This is a genomic window from Anabaena sp. UHCC 0253 (genome assembly GCF_009712085.1).
Lineage (GTDB): Bacteria > Cyanobacteriota > Cyanobacteriia > Cyanobacteriales > Nostocaceae > Dolichospermum.
This window is the reverse complement of sequence record NZ_VILD01000003.1, coordinates 315,208-319,103: the sequence shown is the minus strand read 5'-3', so window position 1 is coordinate 319,103 and position 3,896 is coordinate 315,208. Positions and strand designations below refer to the sequence as shown.

Annotated in this window: 2 protein-coding genes and 1 pseudogene; 2 read left to right on the top strand and 1 reads right to left on the bottom strand. The window is 36.8% G+C overall.

Annotated features, from left to right (window positions below; translation table 11 throughout):
• A pseudogene (locus FJR38_RS09705) lies at nt 1–466 on the top strand (hypothetical protein); the annotation flags it as partial.
• 116 nt (nt 467–582) lie between these two features.
• Here the strand turns inward: FJR38_RS09705 and FJR38_RS09700 are convergent.
• A complete protein-coding gene (locus FJR38_RS09700) occupies nt 583–1,911 on the bottom strand; it encodes an MFS transporter (protein ID WP_254449411.1) in 1,329 nt (442 codons plus the stop codon).
• 172 nt (nt 1,912–2,083) lie between these two features.
• On the opposite strand from FJR38_RS09700, the gene FJR38_RS09695 reads away from it, so the two are divergent.
• Nucleotides 2,084–3,760, top strand: coding sequence for an ABC transporter ATP-binding protein/permease (locus FJR38_RS09695; protein WP_168536747.1), 1,677 nt, complete (start codon nt 2,084–2,086; stop codon nt 3,758–3,760).
• The last annotated feature ends 136 nt before the right edge of the window (nt 3,761–3,896 follow it).

The window sequence follows — 3,896 nt, the reverse complement described above, 5'->3', positions numbered from 1 at the left end:
TTTTCTGGATGATTTCTGGGATTACTACCGAGACTTACTTGCTTACAAAGATTCTCCCAGTCAACAAAAGGCTGAAAAACTCCGGTCTGAGTTTTGGAAACTTTTTTCGCTTCAAACTGGTTATGAACAGTTGGATGAGCGAAAACGATTAACGCTGCTAAAAATTTCCGAGTTGCTTTTAGTATTAGAGCATCCTGAATTGCCTTTGCATAATAATCCGGCAGAGTTAGCTGCTAGGACAATGGTGCAACGGCGTAATATTAGTTATGCCACTCAAACTCTTGAAGGTACTCAGGCTTGGGATACTTTTATGTCTCTTGTTGCTACTACTCGTCAGTTGGGTATCAGTTTTTTTGAATATATCCGTGACCGCATTTCTCAGACTGGGAATATTCCCTTTTTGGCAACTATTATTCGCGAAAAATCTGCTCTCAATTCTTTTGGTTTGTCATGGATGCCTGAATAACTCTTTCCCCGATATATTGAGGGGATACGATTAAAGGATTTCACGGATTTTGATTGGTCTATACAGAATACCTCCCAAAATCTAAAGAAACCTATTCAGATATCATGACTAATCCCCTATTTAATGGGTGAATATTCAAAATCAGGGGAGTTTTCTTCTAACTTGCGAATAGCGGGGTATTGATAACCAATCAGGGTGACTATTAAAGTTAATAAACCCATGCTGATAAAGAGTAGAGCAATTCCTCGTCCTGGACCTGAACCAATCATCTGACCAATAATGTTGTCTGACCAGGGACCATCAAAGGCCATTAGTGGCTCTAAAATATTATCGGCTAGAGGGGCAGCAATAATGGCCGCAGCGGGAACAGCAGCACCGGAAATAGCTCCAGTTAAAGCAAATACTCTTCCTTGGACTTGAGGAGCAACTTTTTTCTGAAATATTACTTGGGTTAAACCGTTGATAATAGGACTACAAAGGAAGAAAAGCACGGTAGCAATAGTGATTTGGACAATTGAGGGACGCAAACCAGCTATAACTATCCACAGTCCACTCAGTAACATTGCACCAAGAACTAAGTTAATCAAGTTTTTCCAGTTGTTTCCCCAGGTACTCATGACCAAAGCGCCTACTAGCATCCCTAAACCGCCAATGAAGATAATCATTCCTAAACGAGATGGTGTAGTTAAGGAAAGAACTAGGGGATAAGCCAGTATAAAAACGCAGCCTACTAAGAATTGATAAATAGTAAAGAGGATGAGAAAAGCTAAGAGTCCAGAACGCTCTTTCAGATAATTCCAACCATAAGCTGTTTCTTGTAAGATTGATAATTTTTCAGTCTCATGATGAGACTTAGTAACCTCTACAAGCTTGAGTAGGAGTAGGGGGACGAGGGCAATTATGACTGTGCCTACGTCAATGAGAAGAATGCCTCTGAGATCAATTGTAGCTAGTAAAATCCCTGCTAGTAATGGTGAAGCTATTTGCTGAATACTTAGGGCAAGCTGAACCATACCGCTGACCCGTGGTAATTCTTCTGGAGGCACTAAAGATGTAATAAAGGCTTTATAAGCAGGATTTTGAAAACCACCAAAGATGGAAATCAGGGTATTTGCTAAATATATATGCCAGATTTGGAGTTGACCTGTAGTGATGAGTATGGCTAGGCTCAGGGTACATAATCCTATACAAAAATCACTAATAATTATGATCCAGCGGCGATTCCAGCGGTCTATTAATGTACCAGCTAGGGGGGAAATTAAGACCAGTGGTAATGTACTTGTCAGAGTAACTAAGGCAAATTGGGTAGCAGAGCCTGTTTTCTGAAAAACCCAGATATCCAATGAAAATGCCGTCATCCATGTGCCAATCAGAGATACCAGTTGCCCTAACCAGATCAGGGTGAAATTACGCATTTCTATATTTAAAGCTGTGATTTTTTTCAAGGATATGTAATATATTTAAGGTATCTAATCAGTTATGATATTAGCCTACTTTAAGTATGTGCAGGTAAATAATTACAAAATTATTGAAGAAAAAATTAGTTCCCTGTTTGGTTAGTAATATGACTATTGTTACTTCCGGGAGATTTCGGACGACTGATTATAAAATTAACAAATGAATAGATTTAATTTGGCGGTAGTGAGGCGGTTTTGGGCGATCGCTCAACTCTATTGGTTAGGTAATGAAAAACTAGGTGCTACGGGACTCCTGGTACTTTTAGGTGTATTTTTATTCGCCAATACTCAACTAAAAGTATATTTAAACACTATCCAAGGGAATTTAATTTCTGCTCTTTCGGCTCAAGATAGTCCTCGATTTTGGCAAAGTATACTGGTTGCATTAGGGGGAATTATCATCTTTGGGTTATTGAATTCTGGTTATGGTTATCTGCGAGAAAAAATTGGTATTTATTGGCGACGATGGTTAACCCATTATTTACTGGATAAATATTTTAGCGATCGCGCTTTTTATGAACTTACTTACTCTCATAAAGAAATTGATAATCCAGATCAACGGATTGCTGATGATATCGCTAGTTTTTGTCAGCAATCTCTACAGTTTTTTGTGAATATTATTGAATCTATCTATGTAGTTACTGCTTTTAGTGTTATTCTTTGGTCTATTTCGCAAAATCTAGTTATTGCTTTAATTATTTATTCTACATTAGCATACGCTATCACCATTGTTTTTTATGGGAGAAAATTAACTCATCTCAATTTTGAACAACTCAAAAAGGAAGCTAATTTCCGATTTGGATTAGTGCGAATTCGGGAAAATGCCGAATCTATCGCCTTCTATAATGGTATTTCCCAAGAAGAAAATAAAGTTAAACTCATATTCAATCAAGTATTTAATAATTTTCAGAGATTGATATTATGGTCAGAAGTATATTTAAATATCTTTAAATATCAATTTAGTTATCTTCCTGTGATTATCCCTGCACTCATTCTGGGAAATCAAATTTTATCAGGTGAAATTGAATTAGGAAAAGTCACAGAAGCCAGTGGTGCTTTTGGACAAGTGGCTTTTTCTGTGAATGTGATCATGTATCAGTTTGAAAAGTTTACTAAGTTTGGGGCTTCAATTAATCGTTTATATGTGTTTTATGAATACTTAAAACATCCAACTAAAGGTACAGATCATCCTCAGATTATTGACCTGATTAAAGATGATCGTTTAGCTGTAGAAAACCTAACTTTGCAGACTCCCAATTATCAAAAAACCTTATTTAAAAACCTCTCTGTCGAACTACAAACCGGAGAGGGATTATTAATTATGGGAGAAAGTGGTTGTGGAAAAAGCTCCCTATTACGAGCCTTAGCTGGTTTATGGAATTCCGGTACAGGCGTGATTTTCCGTCCAGAATTAGCAGAAATTCTATTTTTACCCCAGCGTCCTTACATGATTTTAGGAACTCTGCGAGATCAGTTATTTTATCCTAACGCCAAAATCAATTTGAGTGATGAACAACTGCATCAAATTTTGGATACAGTTAATTTATCAGACTTAGCAGATAGATTTGGAGGCTTTGAAATAGAACAAGATTGGAGTGATGTCCTTTCTTTAGGAGAACAACAAAGATTAGCTTTTGCGAGATTTTTAGTCACCAAACCAAAATATGCAATTTTAGATGAAGCGACAAGTGCGTTAGATGAAAATAATGAAGCTAGTCTTTATAGTTTACTGGTAGAAACAGGAACTACATTTATTAGTGTTGGACATCGGCCTAGTTTGAAAAAATATCATCAGCAAGTTATTGTTCTTTCTAAAAATGGTATTGATATTAATTAAGGTTTTTGAAGCTCACTAAGTAGGTAGATGCTAATCAACCCAACTATGTAACGAACTGTAAATTACCCAAAACTCTTGGGATTGCTGCGTTCCACTCGCAATGACATAGTTATAAGTTTTCCCATCTACCTACTTA

Bases quoted from the DNA above. Each gene is read 5' to 3' on its own strand.
- FJR38_RS09695 (WP_168536747.1), top strand. From the start codon at position 2,084: ATGAATAGATTTAATTTGGCGGTAGTGAGGCGGTTTTGGGCGATCGCT.